The organism is Gilvibacter sediminis, assembly GCF_028561565.1.
GTDB lineage: Bacteria > Bacteroidota > Bacteroidia > Flavobacteriales > Flavobacteriaceae > Gilvibacter > Gilvibacter sediminis.
Genome location: NZ_JAQQTE010000001.1, coordinates 1,134,836 through 1,161,617 on the forward strand (window position 1 = coordinate 1,134,836; position 26,782 = coordinate 1,161,617).

27 protein-coding genes are annotated in these 26,782 nt (G+C 43.5%); 11 read left to right on the forward strand and 16 right to left on the reverse strand.

What is annotated here, in order from left to right; translation table 11 throughout:
* Position 1 precedes the first annotated feature (1 nt).
* On the forward strand, positions 2-1,108 hold the full coding sequence (locus POW22_RS05140; protein ID WP_272831553.1) for an ABC transporter permease: 1,107 nt from the start codon (positions 2-4) through the stop codon (positions 1,106-1,108).
* On the opposite strand, the gene POW22_RS05145 is transcribed toward POW22_RS05140, so the two are convergent.
* The 9 genes from POW22_RS05145 to POW22_RS05185 all read right to left on the reverse strand — a co-directional run bounded on the left by POW22_RS05145 (position 1,109) and on the right by POW22_RS05185 (position 10,752).
* Complete coding sequence (locus POW22_RS05145) at positions 1,109-2,386, reverse strand: HlyD family secretion protein (RefSeq protein WP_272831554.1); 1,278 nt, start codon at positions 2,384-2,386, stop codon at positions 1,109-1,111.
* A gap of 50 nt (positions 2,387-2,436) precedes the next feature.
* On the reverse strand, positions 2,437-2,667 hold the full coding sequence (locus POW22_RS05150) for a hypothetical protein (protein WP_272831555.1): 231 nt from the start codon (positions 2,665-2,667) through the stop codon (positions 2,437-2,439).
* 79 nt (positions 2,668-2,746) lie between these two features.
* Positions 2,747-4,942 (reverse strand): peptidase domain-containing ABC transporter, encoded by a 2,196-nt coding sequence (locus tag POW22_RS05155; RefSeq protein ID WP_272831556.1) that lies wholly within the window; start codon positions 4,940-4,942, stop codon positions 2,747-2,749.
* 43 nt (positions 4,943-4,985) lie between these two features.
* The gene (locus POW22_RS05160) at positions 4,986-5,153 is read right to left on the reverse strand and encodes a hypothetical protein (RefSeq protein WP_272831557.1); all 168 of its coding nucleotides are present in this window, start codon (positions 5,151-5,153) and stop codon (positions 4,986-4,988) included.
* Positions 5,154-5,222: 69 nt separating this feature from the next.
* The gene (locus POW22_RS05165; protein WP_272831558.1) at positions 5,223-5,360 is read right to left on the reverse strand and encodes a hypothetical protein; all 138 of its coding nucleotides are present in this window, start codon (positions 5,358-5,360) and stop codon (positions 5,223-5,225) included.
* Positions 5,361-5,429: 69 nt separating this feature from the next.
* Complete coding sequence (locus POW22_RS05170) at positions 5,430-7,040, reverse strand: vitamin K epoxide reductase family protein (RefSeq protein WP_272831559.1); 1,611 nt, start codon at positions 7,038-7,040, stop codon at positions 5,430-5,432.
* Between the two features lie 186 nt (positions 7,041-7,226).
* Positions 7,227-8,072 carry a hypothetical protein gene (locus tag POW22_RS05175; protein ID WP_272831560.1) on the reverse strand — a complete coding sequence of 282 codons (846 nt, stop codon included), beginning with the start codon at positions 8,070-8,072 and terminating at the stop codon, positions 7,227-7,229.
* A gap of 114 nt (positions 8,073-8,186) precedes the next feature.
* On the reverse strand, positions 8,187-8,930 hold the full coding sequence (locus POW22_RS05180; protein WP_272831561.1) for a LytR/AlgR family response regulator transcription factor: 744 nt from the start codon (positions 8,928-8,930) through the stop codon (positions 8,187-8,189).
* Positions 8,920-10,752: a histidine kinase gene (locus POW22_RS05185; RefSeq protein ID WP_272831562.1), complete on the reverse strand. Its 1,833-nt coding sequence runs from the start codon at positions 10,750-10,752 to the stop codon at positions 8,920-8,922. Before POW22_RS05185 ends, POW22_RS05180 begins: the two co-directional genes overlap by 11 nt.
* 96 nt (positions 10,753-10,848) lie before the next feature.
* Between POW22_RS05185 and POW22_RS05190 the strand changes: the two genes are divergently transcribed.
* On the forward strand, positions 10,849-11,652 hold the full coding sequence (locus POW22_RS05190; RefSeq protein ID WP_272831563.1) for a DNA/RNA non-specific endonuclease: 804 nt from the start codon (positions 10,849-10,851) through the stop codon (positions 11,650-11,652).
* Here POW22_RS05190 and rodA read toward each other — a convergent pair.
* The 6 genes from rodA to purH form a co-directional block, all read right to left on the reverse strand.
* A complete protein-coding gene (rodA, locus tag POW22_RS05195) occupies positions 11,649-12,905 on the reverse strand; it encodes a rod shape-determining protein RodA (RefSeq protein ID WP_272831564.1) in 1,257 nt (418 codons plus the stop codon). The two genes, POW22_RS05190 and rodA, sit on opposite strands and share 4 nt — an antisense overlap.
* Positions 12,905-14,773: a penicillin-binding protein 2 gene (gene mrdA, locus POW22_RS05200; protein WP_272831565.1), complete on the reverse strand. Its 1,869-nt coding sequence runs from the start codon at positions 14,771-14,773 to the stop codon at positions 12,905-12,907. The genes rodA and mrdA overlap by 1 nt, the downstream gene beginning before the upstream one ends.
* Positions 14,770-15,276 carry a rod shape-determining protein MreD gene (mreD, locus tag POW22_RS05205; RefSeq protein ID WP_272831566.1) on the reverse strand — a complete coding sequence of 169 codons (507 nt, stop codon included), beginning with the start codon at positions 15,274-15,276 and terminating at the stop codon, positions 14,770-14,772. Before mreD ends, mrdA begins: the two co-directional genes overlap by 4 nt.
* Positions 15,266-16,090 (reverse strand): rod shape-determining protein MreC, encoded by an 825-nt coding sequence (mreC, locus tag POW22_RS05210; RefSeq protein ID WP_272831567.1) that lies wholly within the window; start codon positions 16,088-16,090, stop codon positions 15,266-15,268. Before mreC ends, mreD begins: the two co-directional genes overlap by 11 nt.
* A gap of 12 nt (positions 16,091-16,102) precedes the next feature.
* Complete coding sequence (locus tag POW22_RS05215; RefSeq protein ID WP_272831568.1) at positions 16,103-17,131, reverse strand: rod shape-determining protein; 1,029 nt, start codon at positions 17,129-17,131, stop codon at positions 16,103-16,105.
* 114 nt (positions 17,132-17,245) lie between these two features.
* Complete coding sequence (purH, locus tag POW22_RS05220; protein WP_272831569.1) at positions 17,246-18,778, reverse strand: bifunctional phosphoribosylaminoimidazolecarboxamide formyltransferase/IMP cyclohydrolase; 1,533 nt, start codon at positions 18,776-18,778, stop codon at positions 17,246-17,248.
* Positions 18,779-18,913: 135 nt separating this feature from the next.
* On the opposite strand from purH, the gene POW22_RS05225 reads away from it, so the two are divergent.
* A complete protein-coding gene (locus tag POW22_RS05225) occupies positions 18,914-20,170 on the forward strand; it encodes an ABC transporter permease (protein WP_272831570.1) in 1,257 nt (418 codons plus the stop codon).
* 184 nt (positions 20,171-20,354) lie between these two features.
* On the opposite strand, the gene POW22_RS05230 is transcribed toward POW22_RS05225, so the two are convergent.
* The gene (locus POW22_RS05230) at positions 20,355-20,810 is read right to left on the reverse strand and encodes a GAF domain-containing protein (RefSeq protein ID WP_272831571.1); all 456 of its coding nucleotides are present in this window, start codon (positions 20,808-20,810) and stop codon (positions 20,355-20,357) included.
* A gap of 121 nt (positions 20,811-20,931) precedes the next feature.
* Between POW22_RS05230 and xrtF the strand changes: the two genes are divergently transcribed.
* From xrtF to POW22_RS05270, 8 genes are all read left to right on the forward strand, one after another.
* Positions 20,932-21,480 carry an exosortase family protein XrtF gene (gene xrtF, locus POW22_RS05235; protein ID WP_272831572.1) on the forward strand — a complete coding sequence of 183 codons (549 nt, stop codon included), beginning with the start codon at positions 20,932-20,934 and terminating at the stop codon, positions 21,478-21,480.
* Complete coding sequence (locus POW22_RS05240; protein WP_272831573.1) at positions 21,473-21,910, forward strand: exosortase F system-associated membrane protein; 438 nt, start codon at positions 21,473-21,475, stop codon at positions 21,908-21,910. The genes xrtF and POW22_RS05240 overlap by 8 nt, the downstream gene beginning before the upstream one ends.
* A 29-nt stretch (positions 21,911-21,939) precedes the next feature.
* Entirely contained in the window at positions 21,940-22,512 is a 573-nt protein-coding gene (locus POW22_RS05245) for a DUF3347 domain-containing protein (protein ID WP_272831574.1), read from the forward strand.
* 12 nt (positions 22,513-22,524) lie between these two features.
* Entirely contained in the window at positions 22,525-22,932 is a 408-nt protein-coding gene (locus POW22_RS05250) for a hypothetical protein (protein ID WP_272831575.1), read from the forward strand.
* 53 nt (positions 22,933-22,985) lie between these two features.
* Positions 22,986-23,390 (forward strand): HYC_CC_PP family protein, encoded by a 405-nt coding sequence (locus tag POW22_RS05255; RefSeq protein ID WP_272831576.1) that lies wholly within the window; start codon positions 22,986-22,988, stop codon positions 23,388-23,390.
* Between the two features lie 69 nt (positions 23,391-23,459).
* Positions 23,460-24,170, forward strand: a complete 711-nt coding sequence (locus tag POW22_RS05260) for a heavy-metal-associated domain-containing protein (RefSeq protein ID WP_272831577.1) — start codon at positions 23,460-23,462, stop codon at positions 24,168-24,170.
* Positions 24,167-26,401, forward strand: coding sequence for a TonB-dependent receptor (locus POW22_RS05265; RefSeq protein WP_272831578.1), 2,235 nt, complete (start codon positions 24,167-24,169; stop codon positions 26,399-26,401). The genes POW22_RS05260 and POW22_RS05265 overlap by 4 nt, the downstream gene beginning before the upstream one ends.
* The gene (locus POW22_RS05270; protein ID WP_272831579.1) at positions 26,402-26,779 is read left to right on the forward strand and encodes a heavy-metal-associated domain-containing protein; all 378 of its coding nucleotides are present in this window, start codon (positions 26,402-26,404) and stop codon (positions 26,777-26,779) included.
* The last annotated feature ends 3 nt before the right edge of the window (positions 26,780-26,782 follow it).

Below are 26,782 nucleotides of genomic sequence, written 5' to 3' on the forward strand. Positions count from 1 at the left end.
TATGGGGAAATCTGATTCCTTAACAGCACAAGCGCTCCGAAAATTCAAAAAGAATTTTTGGGGCGTTTTTAGTTTGGCCATATTGGTGCTTGCTGTGCTGGTGGCGATCTTTGCTTATGGCTTGGCGCCAGATAATTCTCAGAATGCTAATCAAATGCACGTGTCTATCCATTCGCAGTCTCCTGGCTTTGCAGTGGATCTATTAACGCTTCCGTCTGATTTTGTGCAAGAGCAATCGGCTATCAGTGCTTTTTTTACCGGTCGCAAGACCAGTGATTCAGAAATTCCAATTTCCAGTTATTCTCTAACGGATTCTGGCATAGAGATCACCGAGTACGCTCAAGACGGCTTGGAAGGTTTGCAAAAGGAATATCATTTAAAGAAGTTTCCCAAAGCAAGCACGCCAGAAGAAATTGTCACCTACTATATTCGGAATCAGAAGTTCACGTTAGGAACGGATAAATACGGGCGAGACCTGTTGAGTAGGATGCTTGTGGGTATTCGGATTTCATTGGCCATTGGCTTTGTATCTGTTCTGATCTCTTTATTGATCGGGATGTCTCTTGGAGCCATTGCAGGTTATTTTGGAGGTCGTGTAGATACCGCCATCATGTGGATCATTAACGTTACATGGTCCATTCCCACCTTGCTATTGGTCATTGCAATAACCTTGGCCTTAGGCAAAGGCTTTTGGCAGGTTTTTATTGCCGTTGGACTCACCATGTGGGTAGAAGTAGCTCGTGTAGTTCGTGGGCAAGTGATGAGTGTAAAGAATATGCAATACGTTACCGCAGCCAAAGCTTTAGGATATGGCAATTGGCGTGTAATCACTAAGCACATCATCCCCAATATTTTGGCGCCAGTGATCGTAATTTCTGCAGCGAACTTTGCGGCGGCCATACTCATTGAGAGCGGCTTGAGCTTTTTAGGAATAGGAGCACAACCTCCCATGCCCAGCTGGGGTGGTATGATCAAAGATCATTACAACTATATTGTTTTGGGCAAACCCTATTTGGCCATAGTTCCCGGATTAGCCATTATGACCTTAGTGATGGCCTTTATGCTAATTGGGAATGCGCTGAGAGACGCACTCGATGTTAAGATGTAGCTAGAACAACCCACGCAGTTGGTAAAAGAACCGCTCTAAAAGACGCAGATCTTCCGTGACAATATTGGCGGTTCCGTTGAGTTCAGACTTGAAAGGAATAGCAATATCATAAGTGGTCACCAAAGAAGATTCTAAAGAAGCGTTGACCAGATAGAATCCGTTTTCATTAGGAATTGCAGACATGGATTCAATTTTAGCGCTCAGCATGCCGTATTCCTCTTCAGGATAATTGAAAAGCAGTATGTTCACGTCTTGTCCCGTTTTAATTTTGCCAGAATTCGCAATTGGCGCTTTGATCTTAGCTACATAGTTCTGTTGGGTGTCAGGAACTATACTAAAAAGCAATTCTCCTGCTTGTACGTATTGATTCTTGTTCCAAATATTCAGCAGAGAGACCGTCCCGGCCATGTTGGCTTTAAGCAGGTATTTCAGCTCCCAAGTAGTGATGGCTTCCCGCAGGGCAAGAAAGGCCTGTAGAGCATTTTTAAAGCGCTTGGAGTGCTCCAGAGTATGATTGATCTGACTGTCTTTGGTATTCATCTGAGCTTGACTGATCTGCTGATTGAGCTGCGACAGACTGATCTCCAAATTCTTTAAGGCTCGTTGCTTGTCTAAGAAACTGATCTTCTTGGCTTCAAACTCATTTAAAGAGATCACTCCTTTATCATACAAAGTTTTATTCCGCTCAAACTCATTGCTGCTCAGTTCAAACTTCTTTAGGTCGAGTTCGCGTTGGCGCTCCAAATTAGCCTTGCGCAGTTGCAATTCACTCACAGAATATTGATTGACCTGTATTTGATTACTGATGGGATCCAGATCTTTATTGAGCACATAGTCTAAATAATCACTTTCAAAGAGGGTATAAGCTGTAGCGATTTCACCCAAGTTTAGCGCCGGAATAGACTCGATAGGAAATGCAAACGCATCCTTATCCAAGGAAATAGTATCTGTAATGGCCTTGAGCAAAAGCACATCCTTCAAGCTCGCCGTATTTTCAAGCATGGCCAGAATTTCTCCAGATAGAACCTCTTCTTTATCCTTTACTAAAAGGGTGTCTATCTTCCCGCTGATCTGTGCGTATTCTTTTTGTGGTGGTTGTTCTGAGGTGATCAAGGCTTCAGTCTCTATCACATCCGGGTATTTGATAAACCAAGAGAATAAGAAAAACAGCACCAGCATCCCCAGTATGATCAAATTGCCACCAAAAAGCATCCAGTGTGGGGCTTTAGTGAGTATGTCTTTTACCGCTTGCGAACGGTCAATCGTATCGTTTTCCATCAGATTGAATTTTTAAACAAGAGAGGCCAAAGGCCCCTCTTGAAGGTTGTTTATAGAAACCAGAATCCACAACCATTTCCGGTACACTCTGCAGCATAACCGTTGATGGTACATGGGTGATTTTTTGGCTTACCTATGCATACAGAGGCACATCCTTCTGTGAAATGTCCTCCTGTTCCAGAACCGTTGCATCGCGTGGCGGCGAGACCGCTTCCTTTGATGTCTTGAAGTTCAGATTTGTTGAGCTTTTGAGCTCCTTTTAGATTTACTAGCTTTTTCATAGTTATATGAATTAAAAACGTCAATTCGCGAACCATTATAGACAGCCGCGACTCTGTCTTTCCTTGCAAGAATATTTTGTCAGGCACCCAACTCCAGCTGGTTCTTTACTAGCTCGTAGTAATTTTTACGCTGTGCAACCAACTGTTTGTGGGTTCCCTGTTCTATTATTTTTCCTTGATCCAGCACCACAATATTATCTGCGTTTTTTACCGTACTCAAACGGTGCGCAATAACCACCACAGTCTTGTTTTCAAAAAACCGATTTAGGTTTTCCATGATGGTCTTTTCGTTGTTGGTGTCTAGAGCTGATGTAGCCTCGTCAAAAAAGAGGTAATCCGGGTTTTTATATACAGCCCGGGCAATGAGGATTCGCTGTTTCTGTCCGGTACTCAGCCCAATGCCTTCCATCCCTATCTCAGTATCAAATCGCTTGGGTAGCTCTTCTACAAACTCTGTAATATTGGCAACGCCAGCTGCATGATTCAAACGCTCAGTATCTATATGATTATCTCCTACGGCGATATTGCGTGCAATGGAATCGTTGAAAATATAGCCCTCCTGCATCACTACGCCCACTCGTGATCTCCAAGCTCTGCTAGAGATGTTTTCAAAGGGGAGATTGCCTATCTCAATTCGCCCATGGGTGGGCTCGTAAAACTTAAGTAGCATTTTCATTAGGGTGGTTTTGCCACTCCCACTAGTACCGACAATGGCCGTAATTTTATTGGCTGGAATGGTCAAACTCAGATCCTTTAAAACCATATTGGGACTACCTGTGTATCGAAAATCCACTTCGTCTAAATTGATATCCTGATCCTTAGGGGCCTGAGTGAGTTTCCCGCGATCTTGACTGAGTTCGTCTTCTTTGCTGTGAATCTCTGCCAAACGCTCTAAAGAGATCTTAGCGTCTTGCAATTCTCTAATAAAGTTGATGAATTGCTGGACTGGGGCGTTGAGCTGCCCAACGATATACGTAATGGCCAACATCATCCCTAAGGTGATGCTCCCCTTGACCACGAGTTGAGCAGACACAACGACTATAACTATATTCTTAAGCTCATTGATCAGTGAAGAACCCACAGCTTGAAACTGTTCCAGACTCAAGTTTTTTATGGAGATCTTAAAAAGACGGGCTTGAACTCCTTCCCAGTTCCAACGCTTTTGACGTTCTGCATTGTGGAGTTTGATCTCCTGCATGCCGTTGATCATTTCAATGACCTGACTTTGTTCTTTGCTGATCTGCGAGAAACGCTTGTAATCCAGTTCTTTGCGTTTTTTCAAAAAGATGACGATCCACCCAAAATAGGCCACCGTAGCTATGGCAAAGATTCCAAAGATGCTCACATCGTAATAAAGTAGAACCAGAGAGAAGATCACAAAGTTTACGGCAGAGAAAACTGTGGTCAAGGATGAGGTTGTCAATATCTTTTCGATGCGTTGATGGTCATTGATGCGCTGCATGATATCGCCGGTCATCTTGGTGTCAAAAAAGGCGATGGGCAAATTCATCAGTTTGATGAAAAAATCAGAGATGATTGATATGTTGATGCGTGTACTGAGATGAAGCAGGATCCAACTGCGAATGATCTCAATAGTGCTGCGTCCAAAGAATAGTGCGATCTGCGCAAAAAGGATCAGATAGACAAAATCCAGATCTCGATTTTTGATTCCGACATCTACCAAACTCTGCGTGAGAAATGGCACTACTAAGGCTAAAAGGCTTCCGCAGAATAGACCGAGAACCAATTGCCAGATAAATTTCTTATAACGCAAAACGTATTGCGCCAGGTATAAAAAGCCAAATTTTAATTCTTCTTCAGGGTCCTCGCTGTCAAAGTTTTTAAGCTGAGGGGTGGCTTCAAGAAGCAATGCTATTCCTTGATCTTCTTGATGATCTGCATTGGCACCCAACCAGGCTGTTGTGAATTCTTGCTGATTGTATACGATCAATCCGTGGGCCGGATCGGAGACGTAATACTTGCCTTTTCTGATCTTGTATAAGACTACAAAGTGATCGTCGTTCCAATGCAGTACGCACGGAAGATTGGCCTTGTTTAAGGTGTCTAAATTTAGCTTTACACCCAAACTTCTCAATCCGATCTTTTCTGCAGTTTCACTCAAGGCCAATAAGGAGCTGCCTTCACGGGTGGTTTCACTTAAAGCACGCAGTACGGGCAAGGAAATACTTTTTCCGTAGAATTTGGCCACAATGCGCAAGCAAGTTGGTCCACAGTCCTTACTATCGGGTTGTTGGTATGTCGGGAATTTTTTCACAGGGATTGTTTAAAAAGGGGCAGCGTACTGCCCCTTGTGATTATTAGAGGCAGTAGTTTTTACAACGACCTCTGATACAAAGCCAGCATCCTCCTGATCCACAGTCGGTTGCCATGTCACATTGGTAGTCAACAAAACCACCACCTTGTACCGCTTTTTGCTCTGTAGCCGATAGTTTTGTTGCTCCGTTTAGGTTCAATAGATTTTTCATTTTAAATCCTTTTTAAGCGGCCCAAACAAATAAGACACTTGAGCCATGTGTCAAATAGTTGCGGTGTTCTTAGTCCACACACCAGTCACATGGACGTCCTAGTTTAAAAGGACAACCTGTGCGGCATTCTGCGAATCCACCGTTAACAGCTTTCAATTGTTCGTTGCTCAATGCTTGAGCTCCATTTAGGTTCAATAGATTTTTCATCTTGAATGATTTAAGAGATTTGATTTTCGCGATCCTTTTGAGACACTCGCGATATGTGTCTGATAAATCTTATGCGCTTGCAGCAGGGATTTGTCCTGATGTCTCTTGACTAGTCTTTAGGTCTTCTATAAAGCCGATCAGATCTGTGCGTTCGTATTGCTGCGGGTAGTGATAGCCACCAACAATTAAGGCTGGTGTAAAGTTGATCTGATGTTCTCTTGCCCAATGGTCATGATTGGAGATCACCGAGTCATAGGCTGGGTTGCAGTGTATATTGGTTGTGTCTACCCATGCCTTGAGATCTATATCTGTGCTGTAAAGGGCATCCAATAAATGCATCACTGCTTTCTGACCTCTGGTATGATAGACATGTAAGACCTCAGAAGCGATCTTATACATCGCACTTTCTTTATTCTCTCCAACCAAAAAGCGGAGGCTTACAGCTATTTGATCTCCAGCTTGATCTAGGATCTTGTGCAGGTCCTTATGCGCATCTTTGCAATAGAAACAATAAGGACTAGTGACAATTGCTAGTCGTAGCCTTGCATAAGGGTTCCCTAGAACGATTTCATTTTTAACCTCGGGCACAGGACTGAACTTCTGTTGCTGTAACAAGGCAGTGAAGACAGAATAGTTTCTTTTGAATTTGTGGTAGAGGATGCTTGTCTGTCGACCTTTTTTGAGTTGCTGAATCTGAGGCTTGACAATAAACCAAACACTATAGACTACAGTCAAGGCTAGCGCCATCAATGAAATCGACCCCAAAGAAAAAACAATGGACAATCCATACAGACCGCCCATTGCGCCGAGCGCTGCTTGCGCTCCTAATACTGCTACTACTCCCAAACACAATGGACACCATTGTTTAACCACAAAAGCTTGGGTGTATAGCGAATAGATCACCATAGGAATGCCAGCAAAACAGCAGAATATCAATAGTCCTTCTACAGAAATGTTTAAAGCAAGACTTATCAGTGTGAATAGGCTAAAGGTTCCAAAGGAAACTAAGCTCAAATCGCTCAATTTGATACGGCCAAATAGTTTGGAACTCGCAGCGTTCAGTACTGAATCACAGTTGGTCTTTTCTCCACTTTGACACAATTTTTCGGTAAGCGTAGATTTGAGTCCCAATTCATGTCTGACTATCAAAATACTGATTGCCAATCCGCATAAACTCAGTGTAAAATAGAAGGCTGTAAATAGAGACCCTTGTTGACTAAAGAACCACAACAGGGTTGCGAAGCCAGCTAGTACAAGTCCTATTTTAGGTAAAAGACTTGGCTGTTTGTACTCCAGGGCTTGGGTTTCATCTTTTTCAATAGCGATGATGATCCCATCCCAACGGTTTAAAAATTCCGCAGTTGAAAGAACCTCTTTCTTATCGGCTCCCGCCACACAGATCAACCGCTGCTTTTTCTTTTGAACAAAAACAAGATCCGAACCTGTTTCCTGTTGCATATTGGCAATGAAGGTTTGCGGCAATTGTTCCAATACTTCTGATGCAGTCGGAACACGCAAAGCAAGGTTGGGTATGTTGAAATGATCGAGTACTCCGGTTACTGCATGAAGGCTTGGATAAGAAGGGTGACTCATGATCTGCAGGTGCAGTTCTTCTGGATTGAGCTGGATTCCGTTTGCTTTGATCAAGCGGTTAACCAGGATGTATAATTGCTCTTTCATGACACTTAGCATTACAGGGATTTCGTGTTTTGTTTTACTAAGGTGCCTTGTATTTACGGGGCTTACAAGGGTCAATGTGCAAGTGTAGCCATCTGTTTCAAATTCGTATAAGCTGGGCTAAAAACTGTTATTAATGAAAAAAGCCACCGCAAGGGTGGCTTTTCTAATGATTTATGGGAGACTTGATTAGTCTAGAAAAAGTGTAAAATCTAAACCACCCAGGTCAGAATAGCTGCAGTTGCTGCCAAAGTAAAATGGGCGTGCTACTATGATATTGGTCTCTGCACTCACGTAGGCAGGATTGACCGTTACACTGGCGGTGTAACCGTCTGAGGTGTAAGGCATGTTCTTGTGTTTGCGTTTAATTCCGGCGTTAAAGGAATCGCTATTCAATGGATGAGCTGTTGTCGTTATATAATTATTAGGGTTGTTTGCAACAAGGCCAAAGGCATTGTAAAAGATTTGTCCATTTGGGAAATACAATTCCAGGCAGTGTTGGTTCTGCAAATAATCCATAAATGCCTCTACTTGTTCGTCATTTGTGTTTAACCCGTCGCCGCCCAAGGTCTCATCTGCTTTGGCCAAGTTGGCTGGGTCTAACACTACATTCTCAATGAATCCATTGCCTCCGGAGCCTCCGATAGGTGGAATCGGCTTGTCTCTATCATGATCAGGATCTGGATGAACAACATAGATCTCTCGCCACAACAGCTCGCGAAACGCGGTCTCGAATCCGGGATTCTGACTGCCAAAAAGATCTTTGAGTTTGATGGTGTTTGCCGCGCTCATCAAATTATTGATCTGGGTGATCTTGCTTGCATCGTTATCTAAGACTTTAGCAGATAGAAAGGCCAACCATTCCATTCTATTTTCTAAGAGTTCGTTGTCTGACATGCTTTTCTCTAAAGCTGTTGTTTTTAATGTGAGGGCTTCAGTGTTCGGATTGATTTCCGTTTGGTCGATAACCTCTTTTTCGCAGGAGCTCACTACCACCAAAAGGAGCAAACTCAGTACAGGGAATAATTTTTTCATGACTTAAATTTTTACGTTAGTGCAAATATTTGGATTGACGTCAAATTGGAAAAGCTACATTATATATACGTAAGCTTTGATTGCAAATTCGTCAGTGCTTATTTCAAATTGGTTTTAATCAAAAATCATCTTCAAGGTGTAATCCTTGCGTCTGCTAGAGACGGGCACCTGAATGTCCATGTGTACAATCAACACGCCTTTTTTGTTGTACTTCAGCACGTGTTGTTTGTTGACAATATAAGACTGATGGCAACGGATAAAGTGAGACTCAGACAAGATCTCTTCTATCTTTTTAAGCGGTTTAGATACTACGATCTTCTCCATCTGCCGCGTGTAAAAGGTGGTGTAATTTCCGTCGGATCGGCAATAGATGATATCATCCTCATAGATCGCATATACGGTATCTGTGGTCTTTAAGATCACTCGTTTCTTTTCACTACCTCGGAAGTATTCTCCAGAGACCTCCAAGAGTTTTTCCAAGTGCGAGTCAGACTGTCTGCTGTTTACACTTTTATCAATCGCAGCAAGGAGCTCATCGTCATCAATAGGTTTTAGAATATAATCCAAAGCGCCTACTTTGATTGCTTTAATAGCGTGCTCGTCAAAACCAGTTATAAAGATCAAATCAAAGTTTTTCTGAGGAATTTTATCCAGCAGGTCAAAGCCGGTACCATCGCCCATATTCACATCCAGAAAGAGCAGATCCGGATCGAATTTTTCAATGGCCTCAAGGCCTTTTTCAACTCCATGGGCTTCTGCGACCACAACAATTTCTTTGGAGTAGTTTTCCTCCAATATCTCACGTACGTGATCGCGCACAAAGGCTTCGTCGTCAATAATAATGGCTTTAATGGTCATCGGTTGTGCTATAGGGGATTTGAATACTTATTCGAGTTCCAGATTCCTCGTCGCCAGATTCCACGACGATATCGGACTTGGTCGTTTTTAATAAAAACTCGCGGATCAATCCGATGGAAGAATTCTCGCGCGTCTCAAACTTTCCTTCACTTAAGCCTTTACCATTATCGGCTATTGTACATTTCAGGATCTTTTGCTCGCGACACAATTGCAACTCGATACGTCCAAGATAATCAATATCCTTAAATCCGTGCTCAATAGCGTTCTCTACAAAGGGTTGAATGAGCATGGGAGGAATGTAAATAGGATCATCTTCTTGAAAATTCTCGTAATTGATTTTGTACTCCAAACCGCGCGTAAGCCGCAGCTTTTGCAATTCGAGATAGCCTTTAAGGGCCGTCATCTCATCTTCGAAAAGCACCCTGTTCTTTAGCGAATTCTCCATCACTTGTCGTAATTGTCTGGAAAATTTGGTAAGCAGGTTAGAGGCCTGCTCCGGACTTTTTTTGATGAGTCTGCCAATAGCGTACAAGGAATTTGAAGTGTAATGCGGATTCATTTGAGTACGTAACAAACGCTGCTGTAGCTGCAATTGCGTGCGTTGAAATTTTGTGTTGCGGTAACGCAAATACCAAAAACCGATAGTCAAGAGAACTAGCGCGATGACCACAGTAATGAGAATACGTGTTTGCAACTGCAGATTCTCTATTTGAGTTGCAGTATTGCGCTGTATCAGGTCTTGTTCGGTCCTAGAGGCTTCGTTCAGCGCTTTGAGTTCATTGGTGAATTTTTGTGTGTATTGATCATCTAGGGCATAGATGACCGAATCTAAAAGGCGCATGACTTCTTTGCTCTCGTTCTCAGTAAGTCGATTGAGGTTGTAGGTGTACTTGAGCAAGCTGCTTTGAACACCTCTATCTATATTGGCAAAGCCTAAGGCCACCGCAGAGTCGAGATATTTTTCAGCTTCTTCATAACGTTCTAAGTCGATCAACACCTCGGCTATATTGGCATAGGGATAGGCTAAAAGTGTTATTTTGTCGGGAGAGTCCGGAGTTTTCTTAGCGGCTTCAAGTCCTTTAATATAATACTTTAAAGCCTCTTGTTTTCTGTCCTCGTAGTATAAGAAAACCCCGTAATTACCGTAAAGTTGTCTTCCTAGTTCCGGAATTTTTTCTACCGAACTCGCCTCAATACTATCGAGAATTGCAAATGTGCCTTCGCTGTCACCAAAATCGTAATAGAGGTATTGTGCACGTGAAATTTTTGCAGGAAAGGTTGAGATTTCGTCCTCTGTGCGCGCTAAGGCTTCAAGGCGCTTCTTATTGTAAAAAAAGGCGCTATCGTACTGTCTTAACCCCTTAAAAGTATTTTCTTTCATGTAATAGAGACTCGCCACTTGCTGATGATCTGAACTCTTGATAAGAGGAGCATATTTGTCACAAATGGTCAGGCAATCTCCGTAGTTTTTAAGCGTGTAATAGGCCTCCCAACCCGAATAAAACAAGCTGTCAAGTCGCTGTTGGGTGTTTTCGCCGGTTAAACTGATTGCGTTATAGAACTGATTGGCAGCACTGTCAATGATACCTCTTTTTCGATAGTACAGCCCCAGCCGGTTAAAATTGTCAATACGTATAGAGTCGTCACCAACTTTTGAGTTTAAAAGTAAGTACCGCGCCTCGAGCAAATATTTGTGTTGCGTTGCACTAACTGCTGTATCGGCGGTTTGGTGCAGCCCATAAATGCGTTTTAGAAGCTTTTCCTCTCGTTGTTGGCAGGAGATCGCGAGGATAGAAATCAGGATCGTTAAAAAGAGTCGCATAGTTCGAAAATAAGCAAATTCAACGCATGCCAGTATCTCCCGATAGTAATTTACAGTGGGAAGTTTTACTTTTACTGCGGATTAGATGCCACATTTATGTCTCGAAAATACGTTTACCCCATTTTAATTGTAGTAGTAACCATTGCCTTGTATTATTTGGAGGATTATATCGATAATAACCCGGTGGGAACAACAGAAGTGTCTGTTGATTCCAGTTCAGATACTTTTGGAGCGACGCTATTTCCCGCTGGAGATGCTTTGGTGTCTCGTGATTATTACACCTTGTCCTATAATGAAACTCATGAGCAGGCCAATTGGGTGGCTTATACCTTACGAGAAGAGCAGGTGGTGAACAACGACTTTGATCGCCCGTATTTTGAGCAGGATCCAAAGGTGAAATCCAAGTCGGCACATTGGCGCAACTATAAGAATTCGGGCTATGACCGTGGACATTTAGTAGCGGCAGCCGATATGGAATTTAGCTACGATGCTTTTAAAGACACTTTCTACACTAGTAACATCAGCCCGCAATTGCATGACTTTAACAGCGGTGTTTGGAATTATTTAGAACAGCGCGTTCGCAGATGGGCCAAGGAAAATGATGACGTCTTTGTCATCACTGGTGGCGTGCTAAAAAACCCAATGGATGCCATTGGTTCTGAGCAGGTGAGCGTTCCTAATGCTTTTTATAAAATTGTGGTGGATAGCTATCGCGGAGAGTATCGCGTCATTGCTTTTTTGATTCCGCATCGGGAGGACATCACGCGCTATTCGGATTATATCGTTTCTGTGGATGAAATTGAGCAGGCCACAGGGATCGACTTTTTTGCAAAACTTCCTTCGTCTCAACAAAAAGAGCTGCAATCCCGTATTGATCGTCTTTACTACGACATTGACTAGCGGTTGATAAAGTTGCTGGAGTCTAGTTTAACAAAGATGAACAGCAAAATCGTAAAGCCCCAAAGGGCAGAACCTCCGTAGGAAAAGAAGGGAAGTGGTATCCCAACGGTAGGGAACAGACCAGTCACCATCCCAATGTTTACAAAGAAGTGAAAGAACAGTATCGCAGCCACGCTGTATCCATAAACGCGGGCAAACTGTTGCTTTTGCCTTTCTGCTAAGATCAGTAGGCGAATGATCAACCATAAAAATAGGATCACCACAAAGATGCTTCCCAAGAAGCCCCATTCTTCACCTACTGTGCTAAAAATATAGTCGGTGTGCTGTTCCGGGACAAAATTTCCTTTGGTCTGGGTTCCTTTGGTCCAGCCTTTACCTAAAAAGCCGCCGCTACCAATAGCAATCTCACTTTGATTGGTGTTGTATCCAATGCCTCGGGTATCTACTTCTTTGCCCAATACAATATTAAAACGGTCCCGGTGGCGCTGTTCAAACACATTGTTGAAGATATAGCTTACAGAAAATGCGAAGGCCACACAGGCTCCAGTAATGATGACATATTTGCCCAAGTTGCGTTTCTTCTTCCTGTTCTTGAACCAAAGCAGCAGGGCAATTACAGCTACGGCTGCAGCCACCCAATAAACCCCAATGAGCAGAGTGGCAATAAATAAGAAGGCCGCAATGAATCCTAAGAGCAGATAAATGAAATGGAGACCTTCTCTGTAGAGCGGAAAGATCAAGGCTGTAAAGATCAAAGCGCTCCCAGGGTCAGGTTGAGGTACGATCAACAAGGCGGGGAGCAGAATGATCAAAAAGGCTTTTAATTGATGGTCGAACAGCTTTACGTTGGTCTGAATATCGCTGAGATATTTACTCAAGGCAAGTGCTGCTGCGGCTTTAGCGAATTCGGACGGTTGTAATCCAAAGGAACCAAAAGAATACCAGCTACGTGCCCCATTGATGTCTTTTCCAAATATAAATAGCCCCAACAGACTGGCTAGGGCTATCAGGTAGATCACGCTGGAGAAGCGTTCGTAAAACTTGGCGTCTACTGCTAGAATAAAAACTATGAGCACCAGACTCAAGCCAATAAAGAACAGTTGCTTGGCGTAAATATTGTCCAGATTAGTAAAAGAGACGGCGGTATCTGAAAGTGAGGCCGAGTAAATATTCATCCAGCCGGCTGCAACCAAAAGCAAGTAAAGGATCACGGTGATCCAGTCGATATTTTGAAGCGTGCTATTGCGTTGCATTATTGATTGATTATAAAGGGCTCGCCAGAGAATGGTTTGGCGTATTCGTCTTCCAAACTGCCGTTGATCACAAAATCCTCCATGTCTTGGCGCGAGATCTCACCGCGTAAATATTTTTCAATCATCAGTCCTGCAATACGCCCTGCCCAACGAGATCCCCAATATCCGTTCTCCACAAACACGGCAATGGCAATCTTCGGGTCGTCTTTAGGCGCGAAGGCCACAAAAATGGAGTGGTCCGTCAATTGTACAACCTCTCCGTCAATTCGGGTAAAGTTCTCTGCAGTACCGGTCTTTCCACAGATTTCAATTCCAGGGATTTGAATATATTCCGCAGTACCTTCATTGTACACGTCAAACATTCCTTCAATCACAGGGTCAAAGTGCTCTGCTGAGATAGAGGTGTAGTGTTTCTCTGTGTATTTCTGAGGTAAGGTGTCCACGCCTTTGATCTGTTTGATGATATGCGGACGGTAGAACCATCCTTTGTTTGCAATCACAGAAGCGGTATGCGCCATTTGCATAGGAGTCATGGTGACCTCTCCTTGACCAATAGCGTTAGAGATGGTGGCTGTTGCGTACCAGCGGTACTTTGGATAATTATAACTGCGGTTATAGAAGCCCGAGTCTGGAATATAACCCTTACGCCCGCTCGGTAAGTCATAGCCCATATAGTTACCCAGTCCAAAACTGGCCAAATGGTTGTGCCAAGCGTCTATCCCTTCTTGAGGACTGTCATACTTTTCAATGGTTCGTCTATAGGCTGTACAGAAGTAGGTATTACAGGAGTTTGCAATTCCTCCAACCATGTCCAAGGGTCCGCGGTGGGCGTGGCATCCAAGTGGTTTGCGTCCGCCGTAATAATAAGCTCCGCTGCAACTGATGCGTTCCTCAGCAGTGATCACTCCTTCTTCTAAGGCGATCAAAGAGGTCAAGGCTTTAAAGGGAGAACCAGGCGCGTATTGACCCTCTAATACACGGTCAAAAAGCGGCTTGGCAATGGAATCGTTGTAAAGCGCAGTATAGTTTTTTGATCGCTTGCGACCCACTAAATAATCCGGGTCGTAAGAAGGCGCGGTGATCAAGGACAGAATCTCTCCAGTCTTGGGCTCAATAGCCACAATGCCGCCGCGTTTATTTTGCATGAGCAGTTGTCCGTAGGCTTGAAGTTCAGAATCCAAGGTCAAGACGATATCGCGTCCAGAAACTGGAATGGTATCAAAGATTCCTTCTTTATACGGGCCAATATCTTTGTTAAATCGATCTTTTTGAATGTATTTGACTCCTTTAACTCCGCGGAGAATTTCCTCATACTGCTTTTCCACCCCCGTCATACCAATATAATCTCCCAAGCGGTAATAAGGATTGCGCTTCATAATGCCATCATTGACCTCTCCAATGAATCCTAAAACATTAGCAGAATGCTGAACTTGATAGTCTCTCAAGGAGCGTTTCTGAATAAAGAAGCCTTTGTATTGATACATCTTCTCTTGCAAGGCGGCAAACTCTTCCTTGGTGAGTTGCGGCATAAATGGCGATGGAATTCGAGGCGAATAGGTCCAAGCTTTGCTCAGTTTTTTGTCAAACTCTTCCCTGCTGATTCCCAAGTCCTCAATAAAAGAAAGGGTGTCCAAGTCTTTGACGTTTCGCGGAATGACCATGATGTCATAGGCCGGTTGATTGGCCACTAAGAGTTCTCCGTTTCTATCAAAGATGAACCCGCGTTCCGGGAAATCATAAACCATTTTAATGGCGTTGTTCTCTGAGAGTTTCTGAAAGCTGGAATCGTAGATCTGCAAATAGAAAAGGCGGGCGGCGAATACCAATCCGCTGCATAGAGTAAGTCCTAAAAGCAAAAGTTTTCTCATCGTTTTTTGGAGCCTAAAAGGATGAAACTTAACAAGATCAATAAACTACTAAAGAGTACTGAGAACAAGGTTGATTTTAAAACCAGCGCCCATTGGCTCAGACTAAAAATCTCTAAACTAAACAGTACAAAATGATGCACAAATACCGCGCCCAAAACATAGGTGATGATCCCGCCCAAAGGCATTTCAATGATCTTCACCACATTGTATTCATAGCTGATCCCAAAAGAGGTTTTTAAGAACAGCGGGCGGCTGTAAGCCATCGTTACACTAGCAACGGCATGAACCCCTCCCGTATTGCTAAAGATGTCCACAAATAATCCTAAAAGAAAACTGCTAATGAGCAAAACAGATCGATTTCCCGTAACCGGGAACCTCAAAATATAGATTACGTAAAGGAACGGAACTATATAACCAAACAAGGCCACATTGTTCAAGACCAACACCTGCAAGAGCAAGAGCAGCACAAACCGAATGCTATTGGAGATCACCTCATTCTTCATCGGGGATGGTTTCTTCTAGTTCCTGAATCTCTGCTGCGTCTGGCATTTTAATGACATATGCCGGACCTAAATTGGTCATGTCGTTAAACAGTTTGATTTGCACCACATAGTAGTTGCCCGATTGGTCCAGCTCATAACTTTCAATGGCTCCGATAGGTATTCCCGCTGGGAAAATGGTAGAACGTCCTCCCGTCACTATACTGTCGCCTATGGCTAATGGTGCAAGGCGTTGCACATCCACCAGCTGTACAATATTCGGGTCTCTGGTGTCCCACTGCAGGGTTCCAAAGTGATTGGATTTAGTGAGTTTAGCGTTGATGCTGGATTGGGTATTTAAGATTGACAAAACTGTGGCATAGCCGTTGGAAGTTTTATCAGTGATTCCTAAAATACCGTTGGGGCTTACTACCCCCATACTGGTTTGTATGCCTAATTTTTCACCACCTTTAATGGTCAGGTAATTTTTTGTTCTGCTGTAGTTGTTGTTGATCACCCGAGCTGGAATATAATCTACCCCTCCCCATAAAGTGTTCTGCGAGGCTTGACTTTGAAATATGGAATCCACATTGCCCACAGCCTCTCTCAATTGACTGTTCTCAATTTGTAGCAGCTCATTTTGCGTCTTAAGATTTAAGTAGTCGCTTATTCCAGAGGTCCAACTGAAAAGTGTTCCGCTAATGCCATTGGCAGCACTGAGGTATTTTCCAGAATGATAGGATCGGGATTGAAAGGTGAAAAAGAGTCCGAGCAGCACCAACACGCAAAACAACAGAAAATGCCTCTTTCGAATAAAGAAATTAATAAGCTGCTGCATGCTTGGGGACTATTACGGGATCAACACACTTTTGTACTTGCTTATGTTTTTTAAACAAATTCCGGTTCCGCGAACTACAGCGCGCAACGGATCTTCCGCGATATAAACAGGCAGGTCTGTCTTCTGCGACAAGCGCTTGTCCAATCCGCGAAGCATAGAACCACCTCCGGCCAAATAGATTCCGGAGTTGTAAATATCGGCTGCCAATTCTGGAGGAGTTTGAGAAAGCGTCTCCATCACGGCATCTTCAATACGCAAGATCGATTTATCCAAAGCTTTGGCGATCTCACGGTATGAGGTCTGGATCTGCTTTGGTTTCCCAGTTAGCAGATCACGTCCTTGCACAGCCATATCGTCTGGTGGCAACTCAAGATCCTCAATAGCAGCTCCGATCTGAATCTTGATCTTCTCTGCGGTGCGCTCCCCAACGTAGAGGTTGTGTTGGGTACGCATATAGTATATGATGTCGTTGGTAAACCCGTCACCTGCGATCTTTACAGACTTGTCACAGACAATTCCACCTAAGGCAATTACGGCGATCTCTGTGGTTCCCCCTCCGATATCTACAATCATGTTTCCTTTAGGCTGCATGATGTCAATCCCAATACCAATAGCGGCGGCCATCGGTTCGTGGATCAGGTAGACTTCTTTACCGTTTACTTTTTCTGCGGATTCTTTAACGGCACGCATCTCCACTTCTGTAATACCACTCGGAATACAGATCACTATGCGCAAACCAGGCTTGAAGAGTTTCTTCTTGATAGCCGGGATGTCCTTGATGAACATATTGATCATCGATTCTGAGGCATCAAAGTCTGCAATTACACCGTCTTTAAGCGGACGGATTGTTTTGATGTTCTCGTGGGTTTTTCCTTGCATCATATTGGCCTCTCGACCTACGGCAATGATCTTACCTGTGGAACGGTCTCTGGCCACGATAGAAGGTGCATCCACAACCACCTTGTCATTGTGAATAATCAGGGTGTTAGCAGTGCCCAGATCGATTGCTATTTCCTCTGTTAAGAAGTCGAAAAATCCCATAAAATTGTGCGTGCAGCTTTAAAATTAGTGGCCTGAAGATCAGTATCACACAAAAGTAATAAAATTAATGAAGTAGCATCGACTTTTACCGCACTTGTCGCGCCGATTTTACCTCTAGTGTTTAAAATGACGAGTACCCGTCATCACCATGGCCAAACCGTGCTCGTTGCAGTAGTCAATACTCAATTGATCCTTGATGGATCCACCGGGTTGAATCACTGCTTTGATTCCGGCTTTATCAGCGATCTCCACACAGTCCGGAAACGGGAAGAAAGCATCACTGGCCATAACCGCCCCGTTGAGGTCAAAATCAAAGCTCTTTGCTTTGTCTATCGCTTGACGTAAGGCGTCTACTCGAGAAGTTTGTCCGGTACCGCTGGCACAAAGTTGTTTTCCTTTGGCCAAAACAATGGTGTTGGACTTGGTGTGCTTGCACACTTTACTAGCGAATAGTAAATCTGCTAACTCAGAATCTGACGGTTTATTGTCGGTAGCCTGTGTTAAATCTTCTGCAGTATCAGTTTTGTGATCTCTGTCCTGTACCAAAGCTCCGTTCAAACAAGAACGAACAATGGTCTCTGGTAAGGCCGTTTGCTTCATTTTAAGCATGATGCGATTTTTCTTCCCTTTGAGGATCTCCAAGGCATCTGCATCAAAATCAGGAGCAATTACTACCTCACAGAAGAGTTTGTGGATCTCCTCAGCAGTAGCTGCATCAATGGTGGTGTTGCAAATCAAAATTCCTCCAAAAGCAGAAACAGGATCACCTGCCAAAGCATCTACATAGGCTTGGTGTACCGTATCGCGCTGTGCGATTCCGCAAGCATTGTTGTGCTTTAAGATCGCGAAGGTTGGCGCCTCTCCCCAAAATTCCAGCATCAAGGTCACGGCTGCATCTACGTCCAGAAGGTTGTTGTAGCTGAGCTCCTTGCCGTGAAGTTTGTCAAACATAGCGTCAAAATCTCCAAAGAAGAATCCACGCTGATGTGGGTTCTCTCCATAACGCAATACCTTTCCTTGGGTTTCACTCACTTTTAGAGCAGCGATCTCGTGATCGGCATTGAAGTAGTTGAAGATCGCTGTATCGTAATGAGAAGATACATTGAACGAGCGCGCTGCAAAGCGCTTGCGGTCTGCAACCGTAGTGCTTCCCCCACTCTTTGTAATTAGCTGCAAGAAGTCGTTGTAGTCTTCCATAGAAGAAACACAAACGGTGTCTTTGAAATTCTTTGCCGCAGCACGGATCAAAGAAATTCCTCCAATGTCAATTTTTTCAATGATGTCTTGCTCGCTAGCACCAGAGGCTACCGTTTTCTCAAAAGGGTAGAGGTCCACGATCACCAAATCCAATTGTGGAATCTCAAACTTGGCCATCTCTTCAATATCACCTTCATGGTCCTGGCGGTTTAGAATACCACCAAAGACCTTTGGGTGTAAAGTTTTTACACGTCCGCCCAAAATAGAAGGGTAGCTGGTCACATCTTCTATCGCCACAACAGGGATTCCCAAGTCTTGGATGAATCGTTCTGTACCTCCTGTAGAATAAAGGGTTACGCCAAACTCGTGGAGTTTTTTAACGATAGGTTCCAGTCCGTCTTTGTGAAATACACTGATCAGTGCCGATTGAATTTGTTTTGTGCCGCTCATTGAAGTAAAATTTTAAAGGGCAAAAGTACGGATTTCATTAGCAAAATTGTAACATATCCTTACTGAAAACGTCTTATCTTCGTATTACAAATAAACCCGCCCATTGCGGGGTTTTTAAAAAGCGCTGATCATCTCATGTTGATATACTTCCGCATCCTAAAAGAAAGCTTTGTGTTCGCTATCAGCGCACTGAAGAACAACAAGCTCAGAACCTTCCTTTCACTCTTGGGAGTGACTATTGGTATCTTTTCGATCATCGCAGTATTGGCGGCAGTAGATTCTTTAAAACGAGATATTGAAGACAGTATTTCTTCTCTAGATAATCGCACCCTATTCTTGGCGCGTTTTTCTTTTGGACCGACAGACATCCCGATCTGGAAACGCGAACAGTTCCCAGATGTTACTTATGAGGAATATCAAATGATCTTAAGACAGGTGCCGGATGTTTACGGAGCTTCTTATCAGATCAATGTGGCTCCAGAAACGGTGCGTTTTGAAGAGAACTTCATTGAGAATGTAGAAATGATCTTTGTGACCGATCAGCAAACACGGATTGAAGATGTGAAACTGCAAGCAGGTCGTTTCTTTAACGAATCAGAATCCGTTCGTGGAGCTCCCGTTATTGTTATTGGAGATGAGGTAGCTAACACGCTGTTTGGCGGAGCTGATGAAGCGCTGGGGAAACGTTTACGTGTGTACGGACGCAGATTGAGCGTTATTGGAGTTATGGAAAAAGAGGGTCGCGGGCTCTTTGGCGGCAGTAAGGATGTTGCTTCTTTTTTACCGGTGAACATTGGCCGTCGGATCTTTGGAGACAACAACAAATCCGTATTCCCATTTATAGTGATCAAACCTAAGACGGGTGTGGATCAAGGCGAATTCAACGCAGCCTTAACCGCTAAAATGAGGAATTTTAGAGGGCTCCGTTCAGACGACAGCAACAACTTCTTTTTAAATCAACTGCAAGGCTTCTCAGATGCCATTGACAATATTACCGGCCAGCTCAACGTGATTGGTTGGATCATTAGTGGATTCTCCCTCTTGGTAGGTGGATTCGGTATCGCGAACATCATGTTTGTGAGTGTGAAAGAACGCACCAACCTCATTGGAATTCAAAAGTCCTTGGGGGCTAAGAACAAATTCATTCTCTTCCAATTTTTATTTGAAGCGATCATTCTAGCAGTAATTGGAGGAGCTATTGGTCTCTTCTTTGTGTTCCTCGCGTCCATTGCAGCCTCTCAGATCGCAGGTGACTTTGAGTTTATTCTCTCTCCTTGGAATATGTTTATCGGAACCGGTATTTCGGTCTTCATTGGATTGATCTCCGGAATCATTCCGGCCATCTCCGCATCGCGTTTGGATCCTGTTGAAGCGATCCGAACAGGTATGTAATTTTGAACTCGCATTCTGCAATAGAAAATTTATTCCGTCTTCAAACTACTTCAAAACAAGTAACTATGTTGCGTTTTTTAATTTTAGCATAGCGCTGCTATGCCTAAAATCAATAAAACGCCTTGTTTTATTGTATTTTAAAGCCTCATTACAAAGTTCTATCACAGAATTCGGGTTGCCTTCTTTATAGTATCTCAGCCAACTGCGTGTTGACCCAAGTCAGGAAGTCTTCGTCAGCAGGGCTAAAAGGGTCAATGCTATTGCTGTCAATATCAATCTGTCCAATATTAACTCCGTCTTTAAATAAAGGAACCACAATCTCTGCCTTTACCGTGATGCTGCAAGCAATATAGTTGTCTTGCGCTTTTACATCGGGTACTACAAAATTGGCATTAGACTCTGCAACCTGTCCGCAGATACCTTTGCCGAAAGGAATGGTCGTGTGATCTGTAGGCTCACCGGCAAACTTTCCTAGATGCAGCAGGCGTTTGTCGTGATCGGCAAAGTAGAATCCCACCCAATCATAATAAGAAACTTCTGCTTGCAGGAGGTCACAAATGCCTTGCATGGCAGTGTCTGGACTGTCTTTGTGAGTTTCAATTATGGTGCTAACGGCGGGTTGTAATGCAGATAAATTCATAGCAAAAATTGTAAAGGTCAAAGGTAAGAAGCACTTTGGATTTTTAATAGTGCTCCACGAGCTTAATTTTAAAATATTCGGGCTCAAACATTTTGTCTAACTTTGACCAATAGGCAGTCGGATGCTTCGCAAACTCTTTACAGAACATCGAGCAGTTTTTAAATTCTTAGGACTCTTTTTTGGGACCTATCTGCTGCTGTCATTGATCTATCTGATCTACATCAGCCTAACTACGGCAGAAAATGCAGTGGATCCATTAACCGGATTGGTGGGCAAACAAGCACAAGCACTTATCAATGGTTGGAGTTACAAGGCGCAAGTACTGCCTACAGGAGGCCAGCCAGAGCTGCAGCTCTTTATTAATGGAGATCTCGTAGCTAGAATCATTGAAGGATGCAACGCGGTCAGCACTATTATTTTGTTTACCGCTTTTGTAGTCGCCTTCAAAAAAACACTCAAAAAAACCCTGGTTTTTATTTTCGCTGGAGCCGTATTGATCTACGGAATTAATCTTTTGCGCATTGGAATCTTAGCTATTGCCCTGTATCATTATCCAGAAAAGGAACCGATCTTGCATCAAGTGGTCTTTCCAGCCTTGATCTACGGCCTAGTGGCACTCTTGTGGATGCTTTGGGTCGGGGTCTTCAAAAAAGCTAAAACTCATGGGTAGAGGTCTGCGAATTGGGTTAATTGTGTTGCTGTTCGGCGCTTTAGTTGCACTGCGGATGTATGCTGCGAATTGGTTCTACGATCCTTTGGATAGCTTCTTTAAGGGGCAATACCAAGGTCAAGCTTTGCCAACTTTGGCCATAGGTAAATTATTAGGAGTTATGGCCCTGCGCTTTTGGATTACTGGAGCGATCACCATAGCGATCATTCAACTTTGGTTTGTCAACGCTTCTAAAACCCGATTGACCTTTTGGATACTGCTTGCCGCCTTTTTGCTGTTATTTACATGCTTTTGGGTGTTAATTGCGTTAAAACAACCGCCTCTAGAAGGGTTATTCTACATTAGACGTTTTTTGATACAACCCCTGATTCTTATCTTGCTGATACCCGCATTTTATTATGAAAACAACACCAAAGATGCGGAGGCTTAAAGTATATTTGTAGTATAAAATTCAATGCCATGCGAATCCCATCATTTTTAATCCTTTCTTTCTTGTTGCTTTGTTTTACTGCTTGTAAAGACGAGGCTAAGCAAGCTGAAGATACCACAACTGAGTCCGCAGAACCTCAAGCTGCAGAGACTGCCAAGACAAAATATGAAGCTGCCGCTACCACGGCTAAGTTCAAGGATCCTAAGGTAGGCCCTGTCTTTGATGCCTATATAGCTTTAAAAACTACCTTGGTGAATTCAGATGTGGAGGCTACGTCCCAAGCCGCAGACGCTTTATTGACGGCTTTTTCAAATATGGGAGTGGATGAAGAGACCTTCCTAGCTGCGCAATTCGTTATGGAATCCAAAGAAATTGCAGCACAACGCGATGGATTCAATAAATTAACTCCTATTGTAGAGCAAATGGTGGTAGATAATATTGAAGGAGGAGCCGTTTACAAACAATACTGCCCAATGGCCTTCAATAACACTGGAGCCTATTGGTTGTCCAACAGCAAGGAGATCTATAATCCGTATTTTGGAGATATGATGCTCAACTGCGGACGCGTTTCAGATACTTTTGAAGCTGCAGCGTCAAACTAGACTTACAACAGCATGAATACGTTTAGATCTATCATTCTGTTTTTTACTGCAATACTGCTGATCTCCTGTCAAAATGAGATGGAAGCTGTTGTTGCCGTGCATGATGAGCTCATGCCGAAAATGGTTGATATATCTAGACTGCAAGAGCAGATCTCAGAGGCTATTCCGGACAGTCTCAGAACGGAGGAACAACAAAACACTATTGACCAGCTGGAAGCAGCCAATACGGCGATGATGGATTGGATGCGCGATTTTGGAGCTGCCTTTGACTTTGAAGAGATTAATAAAGGTAAGCCTCTAAATGCCGCTAAGGCCGACAGTTTAAAGAAATATGCGCAGAGTGTTGAGGCGCTTAAAGAGCAGATGCTCAGCGCTATAGAAGAGGGGCAATCGGTATTTGACGCTTTGAAACAGGAGTAGTTAAAGTATTGTTAGCTTCCCTTCACTTTCCGCAGATTTTGTAATTTTGCAGCGTGCAAAGAGTAATTGCTACCATATTATCTGTTTTGATACTGCTGAGCAGTACAGGGCTCACTTATGCGGAACACTTCTGTGGAGAACATAAGATGATGGGTGAGATCACCTTGGGCCATGCGGCTTTGAGCTGCGGTATGGTGATGCCCACTTCTGATTGCGAGACCACAGCGCCTGTCATGGATTGTTGTGATAACGAGTACTTGCAGGTAGATCTGGATGATGATTACTCCAAAGTAGCTTTTGATTTTGACTTTGAGCTAGACTTTGTTTGGGTTGGTCCTGTTTTTTACTGGGACTTCAATGCTGATGAAATTGCTCAAGCACCAACAGGTTTGCCATTTTATAGGCCGCCTCCAGAAGACACACCTTTATTTCTTCTCTACGAGACCTACCTCATTTGATGTATAGGCTTGCACTTGCAAGCACTAACGAAGATCCATTGATCTATTGTTAACTACTATACATTACCAATGTCAACACAATTAATACACATACAAGGCATGACCTGCCTGGGTTGTGTCAAAAACGTAAAAACCTCCTTGGAAGCATTGCCGGGAGTCACAAGCGCTTCAGTTTCCTTAGAAGATGGTACTGCCGTTATAGAAGGGGCTAAAGCGCAACCGCAGATGATACTGCAACAAGCCTTAGGAGAGAAGTACAGCATCAATCCTGACGCTGAGGTAAAACCGATTAAATCCTCAAAGCTTAAACAACTCAGACCGTTACTGATCATTTTTGCAGGTCTGTTATTGGCTACTGCTTTATTAAATTACAAAGCCTTTGATCTAAAGGAGGCTATGATGGATTTTATGGGGCTCTTCTTTTTGGTCTTCGGATTTTTTAAACTCCTAGATCTAAAAGGTTTTCCTGAAAGTTTTGCCATGTACGATCCCTTAGCCAAAGCGTTTCGCGCTTACGGTTGGGCCTATCCGTTTATAGAACTCGGATTGGGTGCGTTACTCTTATTGCGAATAGGGCTAGTGCCTGTTTTTGTGATTACCTTAATCTTACTAAGCATCACAACCGTTGGAATCTTACGGTCTATTTTGGATAAAAGAGAGATCCGTTGTGCCTGTTTAGGTACTTGGCTCAATCTGCCGATGACCGAGGCTACCTTAATTGAAAATGCGATCATGATCGTCATGGCCGTTTATATGTTAACCCAAACAATTGCCTTATGAAAAAGTGGTTTTTAATTTTAGTATTGGCTCCACTTTCTGTTATGGGGCAAGAGCTGGTAACCGGGCAGATCCTAGACGGAGGTGCAGATAATGAGGTCGGCCTAGGAGGTGCCAACATCATTTGGTTAGACACTCAGGTAGGTGCAGTGGCTGACTTTGACGGTGATTTTGAGTTACCCTACAAGCCGGAATACAATCAGTTGGTCATTAGTTATGTAGGCTATAAAGACGATACCTTGACCGTGACTGGGCCAGGTCGAATTGTGCATACCTTAGAACCAGACAGCAGTTTGGACGCCGTAACCGTAAGTGTTGAAAAGAAAGCAGCGACCCGCTCTTTTCTTCAGGCACAAAATGTGGTTTTGGTAAGTAGTGATGAATTACTTAAAGCCGCCTGTTGCAACCTCTCTGAGAGTTTTGAGACCAATCCGTCCATTGATGTAAACTTCTCTGATGCCGTTACGGGAACTCGTCAGATTAGAATGTTGGGACTCACCAGTCCTTATATACTCATCACTACAGAGAATATTCCGGCCATTCGAGGGGCTGCTCAGACCTACGGTTTGAGTTTTATTCCAGGAACTTGGGTAGAGAGCATCCAGATCACCAAAGGTTCTGGTAGCGTGATCAACGGTTTTGAAAGCATCACTGGACAGATCAATGCAGAACTGCAAAAACCCACTACAGATGTTCCGCTTTTCTTGAATCTTTATGGTAATCTCAGCGGACGTTTAGAAGGTAATTTCCACTGGAATCAAAAGGTGACCGATAAATGGTCAACGGGGCTTTATGTCCACGGCAATGTCCGCAATCAAAAGAATGATCGCAATGATGATGGCTTCTTAGACATGCCTTTGCAAGAGCAGATCAACGTGATGAATCGTTGGCAATACACAGATGCAGAAGAAGGCATTGTGAGCTTTATCAACGTTAGGTTTTTGAATGATAGCAAGCAAACGGGGCAAAAAGACTTTGACCCGAGTCGCGATAGAGGTACGACTAACCTTTGGGGTTCTGAGATTGATACCCGGCGTTTTGATGTTTCTGGAAAACTCGGTTTTGTCAATACAGAACTGCCTTGGCGCAGTTTGGGAATTCAAGGGGCCTTTAGCTATCACAAGCAGGAATCCTACTTTGGTTTGCGTAGTTATGACATCACCCACCGGAGTTTTTACGGAAACGTGATCTACAATTCCATCATAAGTGATTCCAGACACAAGATCAAAACAGGGATCGGCTTTACGCATGATGCTTATGATGAATTGGTTGAAGGAACTAATTACGATCGTATTGAGAATTCCGTTGGTGGATTCTTTGAATACGCCTTTGACAACTTAGATGCCCTTACTTTAACGGCCGGCCTACGTGTAGATAATCACAACCGATTTGGCTTTTTTGTCACGCCACGATTGCATGCCCGTTATGAGGTCTGGAACAAAGGAGTGTTTAGAATTTCTGCGGGGCGCGGAATCCGATCGGCGAATATATTTACAGAGAATCAGCAGCTGTTTGCAACCAACCGAACCATTGCTATCAATGATGACGGAGGTAGCATTTACGGCTTAGACCCTGAGATCGCCTGGAATTATGGAGTCTCCTTTTTACAAGGTTTTGAACTTTTTGGACGCAAGGCAGACATTGCATTAGATTTTTACCGAACCGATTTTCAAAACCAAGTAGTGGTGGATTGGGAGACCCCAACGGCCATTCGTTTTTACAATTTAGAGGGTAGTAGTTTTGCCAATAGTTTTCAGTTTGAGTTCAACTATGAGCTGGCAGAAAATCTGGATTTCAGATCGGCCTATAAATTCTATGACGTGCAGATCGATTACGACTCTGGCCGCTTAGAACGTCCACTCACGCCGAGAAACCGAATCTTTGCCAATTTGGGATACGAGATCAACAAGGCAGATGACAGTCCTTCTTGGAAGTTCGATCTAACCTACAATTGGCTGGATCAGGCGCGTTTTGCCAATACCTCGCAAAGCCCCGTTGAATTTCAGCGTCCGGAGCGATCCCCATCCATTGGAACCCTTAACGGACAGATAACCAAGGTGTTTTCTGAGTCTTTTGAAGTATATTTGGGAGGCGAAAACATAACGGATCAACGCCAAACAGATCCTGTGATCAGTGCGGAAAATCCCTTTGGAGATAATTTTGATACCACTTTTGTTTACGGCCCGATTTTTGGAAGAATGGTGTATGCGGGCTTACGCTTAAAAATGAATTAAATGAAGAAGTTATTAATTGTATTAGCAATAATGAGTGTTGGAACGACCTTCGCTCAAAACAAGAATGCCAAAGCCAATATTGAAGTTGATGGTGTTTGTGGCATGTGTAAAATGCGCATTGAAAAAGCCGCAGTAGAGACCATTGGTGTTAAAAGAGCTGTTTGGAATTTGGAAACACACGAGTTGAGCCTGATCTTCAACGAGAAGAAAACCTCTGTAGATGCAATAGAAAAGAACATTGCTGCGGTAGGGCATGACACTCCCAATCATAAGGCTACTGATGCAGCTTATGACGCTATTGATATGTGTTGTAAGTATCGTGATCCGTCTGTTGTGGACGATCACAAGAACATGAAAGGTGATGGCGGCAAACGCTAAATT

Excerpts from the sequence above, each read along its gene's own strand:
- xrtF (WP_272831572.1), top strand. The coding sequence starts at position 20,932 with ATGCTTCGCAAACTCTTTACAGAACATCGAGCAGTTTTTAAATTCTTA.
- POW22_RS05245 (WP_272831574.1), top strand. The coding sequence starts at position 21,940 with ATGCGAATCCCATCATTTTTAATCCTTTCTTTCTTGTTGCTTTGTTTT.
- POW22_RS05175 (WP_272831560.1), bottom strand. The coding sequence starts at position 8,072 with ATGAAAAAATTATTCCCTGTACTGAGTTTGCTCCTTTTGGTGGTAGTG.
- POW22_RS05230 (WP_272831571.1), bottom strand. The coding sequence starts at position 20,810 with ATGAATTTATCTGCATTACAACCCGCCGTTAGCACCATAATTGAAACT.
- mreD (WP_272831566.1), bottom strand. The coding sequence starts at position 15,276 with ATGAAGAATGAGGTGATCTCCAATAGCATTCGGTTTGTGCTGCTCTTG.
- POW22_RS05190 (WP_272831563.1), top strand. The coding sequence starts at position 10,849 with ATGTCTCGAAAATACGTTTACCCCATTTTAATTGTAGTAGTAACCATT.
- POW22_RS05170 (WP_272831559.1), bottom strand. The coding sequence starts at position 7,040 with ATGAAAGAGCAATTATACATCCTGGTTAACCGCTTGATCAAAGCAAAC.
- POW22_RS05260 (WP_272831577.1), top strand. The coding sequence starts at position 23,460 with ATGTCAACACAATTAATACACATACAAGGCATGACCTGCCTGGGTTGT.
- POW22_RS05165 (WP_272831558.1), bottom strand. The coding sequence starts at position 5,360 with ATGAAAAATCTATTGAACCTAAATGGAGCTCAAGCATTGAGCAACGAA.
- POW22_RS05225 (WP_272831570.1), top strand. The coding sequence starts at position 18,914 with ATGTTGATATACTTCCGCATCCTAAAAGAAAGCTTTGTGTTCGCTATC.
- POW22_RS05185 (WP_272831562.1), bottom strand. The coding sequence starts at position 10,752 with ATGCGACTCTTTTTAACGATCCTGATTTCTATCCTCGCGATCTCCTGC.
- purH (WP_272831569.1), bottom strand. The coding sequence starts at position 18,778 with ATGAGCGGCACAAAACAAATTCAATCGGCACTGATCAGTGTATTTCAC.
- POW22_RS05270 (WP_272831579.1), top strand. The coding sequence starts at position 26,402 with ATGAAGAAGTTATTAATTGTATTAGCAATAATGAGTGTTGGAACGACC.
- POW22_RS05160 (WP_272831557.1), bottom strand. The coding sequence starts at position 5,153 with ATGAAAAATCTATTGAACCTAAACGGAGCAACAAAACTATCGGCTACA.
- POW22_RS05180 (WP_272831561.1), bottom strand. The coding sequence starts at position 8,930 with ATGACCATTAAAGCCATTATTATTGACGACGAAGCCTTTGTGCGCGAT.
- POW22_RS05145 (WP_272831554.1), bottom strand. The coding sequence starts at position 2,386 with ATGGAAAACGATACGATTGACCGTTCGCAAGCGGTAAAAGACATACTC.
- POW22_RS05265 (WP_272831578.1), top strand. The coding sequence starts at position 24,167 with ATGAAAAAGTGGTTTTTAATTTTAGTATTGGCTCCACTTTCTGTTATG.
- POW22_RS05215 (WP_272831568.1), bottom strand. The coding sequence starts at position 17,131 with ATGGGATTTTTCGACTTCTTAACAGAGGAAATAGCAATCGATCTGGGC.
- POW22_RS05150 (WP_272831555.1), bottom strand. The coding sequence starts at position 2,667 with ATGAAAAAGCTAGTAAATCTAAAAGGAGCTCAAAAGCTCAACAAATCT.
- mrdA (WP_272831565.1), bottom strand. The coding sequence starts at position 14,773 with ATGAGAAAACTTTTGCTTTTAGGACTTACTCTATGCAGCGGATTGGTA.
- POW22_RS05240 (WP_272831573.1), top strand. The coding sequence starts at position 21,473 with ATGGGTAGAGGTCTGCGAATTGGGTTAATTGTGTTGCTGTTCGGCGCT.
- POW22_RS05250 (WP_272831575.1), top strand. The coding sequence starts at position 22,525 with ATGAATACGTTTAGATCTATCATTCTGTTTTTTACTGCAATACTGCTG.
- mreC (WP_272831567.1), bottom strand. The coding sequence starts at position 16,090 with ATGCAGCAGCTTATTAATTTCTTTATTCGAAAGAGGCATTTTCTGTTG.
- rodA (WP_272831564.1), bottom strand. The coding sequence starts at position 12,905 with ATGCAACGCAATAGCACGCTTCAAAATATCGACTGGATCACCGTGATC.
- POW22_RS05140 (WP_272831553.1), top strand. The coding sequence starts at position 2 with ATGGGGAAATCTGATTCCTTAACAGCACAAGCGCTCCGAAAATTCAAA.